Here is a 3113-nt window from a genome sequence, read left to right as displayed (position 1 = left end):
CGCCAGTTGGGATTGATAGCGATCGCCGAAAACCATAGTGCGCAGGCCGGCGCACGCCGCGTACAGGCCGGCGCCCAGGCCGGCCGGGCCGGCGCCCACCACCGCCACATCCAGCAGTTCACCACATTGTTCCAGTGTGCTCATATTCCGCCTCCTGCTACTGCGTCCGCCACATAGGCCGAAGGATGAGCGCGATGCACCGGCGGCGAGGTAGAAGAAAGGGACAATATCTACAATTAACGCTTACTCGAGGACAAAGGCCGTTTCTGTAAGTGAGACCCCTTTACACTCTGTGCGCTCAATGAGCATTTCGGTAAATATTGTACCACATGCTGGCCGGCATGTCCACTGCGCAAAGCGATGTGGGAGCAGTCCGCCAGCGGTTGGGCTGTAGTTTGTGCAGGTTTCGTGAAATTTGTCAGCGGACGAAGCCGGCCGCTCACCACTGCAGTCCCCGTGGGGCTTGAAAGGTGGAAATTTTGCCCACTGCCAAACAGGCCAAATGCAGGCATCCCTCCACTCACCTCAGCGGCGTTCCAACCCCCTCGGATAACGAGGATTGACAAATTCCCCATATACTGATAATATGCGCGCAAAGCGCGTATCTAGGTCTCTTATTTTCTTCTGCCCGTATCCCTGTTTGTAGCGGGGCTTGACATTTCACGGTTTTTGTGGTATCTTATCAGTATATTTGCGATATCTATTTGGTACACTTCATCACAAGCATTGGCGCGTCCCTGTCTTCGCTGTCCGTAGAGGAAGGGGAGTCGGTTTCATGAGCCGAGTCATGTCAGCGGAATTCATTCTACCCCGTCATTGTTTATCATGTGCGGCCCGTAGCTCGAGCGCGTGAAGCGGATGGTTGTTCCTTGGACGGAAAGGGGGTGATGCCGGCAAGCCCAAGAACTACCTCATTTTCTCCAGTCAGCCTCTGACCGATGGATGTGATGCGTTGTCCGCGAATGTACCGTTCACAGCCCAAAATGGGAAAGAAGAGGAGGTTACTATGTCTCGGAAAGTTGTCCCGCTTTTGGTGATTGGCCTGGTGCTGGCCATGGTACTGGGCGCCTGTGCCCCGCAAGCCACCCCTGCCCCGACCCAACCGCCGGCCGCCGCCACGGAGGCCCCTACACAGCCGCCGGCCGCCGAAACCAAGGTCCTCAAGGTCGGTGTGCTCGGTCCCTTCAGCGGCCCGGCCGCCCGCACCGGCGAGGAGTTCAAGGGATCGGTCCAGATGACCCTCGATGAGATCAACGGGCAGGTCGGCAACTACAAGATCGAGGTTGTCTGGATCGACTCGCAGTCCGACCCGGCCAAGGCCGCCCAGGCTTATGAGCAGGCAGCGGTGCAGGATCAGATCCAGGCCGGTGTCCTCAACTGGCACAGCTCCGTCGCCGTCTCCTGCATGGACGTGGCCGCCAAGTACAAGATCCCGCACTTCTTCGGCTTCGGCGCCACGGAAGTGGTGAACGAGAAGTTCGCCTCCGATCCCGAGAAGTACAGCTACTGGATGATCAAGGGCTGGCCGGCGCCGGCCAAGCTCAGCATTTCGTACGTCCAAGCCTTGGAAGATGCCATCAGCAAGGGCATCTGGAAGCCGGCCGAGAAGACCGTGGCCATCTACGGCGAGGATACCGACTGGGGCCGCTCCTTCGGCGGCGCCATCAAGAAACAGCTCCAAGATGCCGGCTGGAAGATCGTGGCGGAGGAGTACTTCCCCATCGAGCAGACCGAGTTCTATCCTATCCTCAACAAGTTCAAGGAGCTGAACCCCGCCCTGGTCGCCGGCACCAGCACGGCCGCCCCGGTGGCATCCGCCTTCATCAAGCAGGCCGATGAGGTCGGGCTGAAGAGCCTGCTCATCCTGGACGGCCTGGGCTGGGTGGGCGAGTGGTACCAGCTCACCGGCAAGTCCTCCGACTACGTGCTGGACCAGATCCCTGGCTGGACCACCCCGGAGGCCAAGGAGTTTGCCGAGAAGTTCAAGGCCCGCTTTGGCATCGATCCCAGCCCCTCCGCCGCCGGCCTCTCTTATGACGGCATGCATCTCTTCGTCGAGGTGCTCAAGAACACCCTGGCGGAGTACGGCGAGCTGAACCGCGAGACCATCTACAAGTGGGCCCGCGAGAACATCCACACCGGCAAGTGGAGTTACAAGAACGGCGTCGTCATGCGGGAGTACAAGTACACCCCCGAGACGATCCCCGACCCGGTGGTCGGTCAGGGGTACTACATCTTCCCGGTGCTCCAGTACTTCGACGGCGTGGGCAAGGTCATCTTCCCGCCGGAATGGGCGGAGCAGGAACTGAAGGTCAAGCCGTAACGCAGGCGGAAGAAGCGGGGGGTGGGGGGATTCCCTCACCCCCCATGGATATTCGCCCATCGGCCGGCATCCGCCGGCCCACGGTGATTCCACAACCGCAAAGGTGAGAAAGTATGGTGATCCTGGAAACCCAAGAACTGGTGAAAAGCTTCGGGGGGCTGACGGCTGTCAACCACGTCTCCCTGAAGGTCTATGAGGGGGAGATATTCGGGCTGATCGGCCCCAACGGCGCCGGCAAAACGACCTTCATCAACTGCATCACCGGCACTTATCCTCCTACCTCCGGGCGCGTCTTTTTCGCCGGCGAGGAGACGACCGGCCTGCCGGCGGAGGTCATGTGCCGCAAGGGCATGTCGCGCACCTTTCAGATCTCCCAGCCCTTCCCGCGCCTGACCGCGCTGGAGAACGTCATGGTGGGAGTGATTTTCGGCTCGGATTATCACTGGGGCAAACCGCCCGAGAAAGTGGCCCTGGAACTGCTGGAGTTCGTGGAGTTCCCGGTGGACCCCCACACGCCGGCGGAGCAGTTGAACACGGTCCAGCTCAAGCGGCTGGACCTGGCGCGGGCGCTGGCCTGCCGGCCCAAGCTCCTGCTCCTCGACGAGCTGGCGGCTGGCCTCACCACCGGCGAGCTGGGCGACCTCATGGAAATTATCCGCCGCATTCGCGACTCCGGCGTGACCATCTTTATGGTCGAGCACATCATGCGCGTCATCATGGGCCTGTGCGACCGCCTGGCGGTGCTCCAGTACGGCACCAAGATCGCCGAAGGCCCGACCATGGAAGTCTC

3 protein-coding genes are annotated in these 3113 nt (G+C 60.8%); 2 read left to right on the top strand and 1 reads right to left on the bottom strand.

The window, feature by feature from the left end; translation table 11 throughout:
- The coding region (locus H5T60_13505) for an FAD-binding protein (protein ID MBC7243447.1) at positions 1-144 on the bottom strand (144 nt) is incomplete at its 3' end.
- A gap of 862 nt (positions 145-1006) precedes the next feature.
- On the opposite strand from H5T60_13505, the gene H5T60_13500 reads away from it, so the two are divergent.
- Together H5T60_13500 and H5T60_13495 are read left to right on the top strand one after the other, a co-directional pair.
- Positions 1007-2323, top strand: a complete 1317-nt coding sequence (locus H5T60_13500) for an ABC transporter substrate-binding protein (GenBank protein ID MBC7243446.1) — start codon at positions 1007-1009, stop codon at positions 2321-2323.
- A 113-nt stretch (positions 2324-2436) separates the two neighbouring features.
- A partial coding sequence (locus tag H5T60_13495; protein MBC7243445.1) for an ABC transporter ATP-binding protein occupies positions 2437-3113 on the top strand: 677 nt, incomplete at its 3' end.

The sequence above is a fragment of the Anaerolineae bacterium genome, assembly GCA_014360855.1.
Taxonomy (GTDB): Bacteria; Chloroflexota; Anaerolineae; order JACIWP01; family JACIWP01; genus JACIWP01.
The sequence above is the reverse complement of the archived record's forward strand: the minus strand, read 5'-3'. Positions and strand labels throughout refer to the sequence as shown.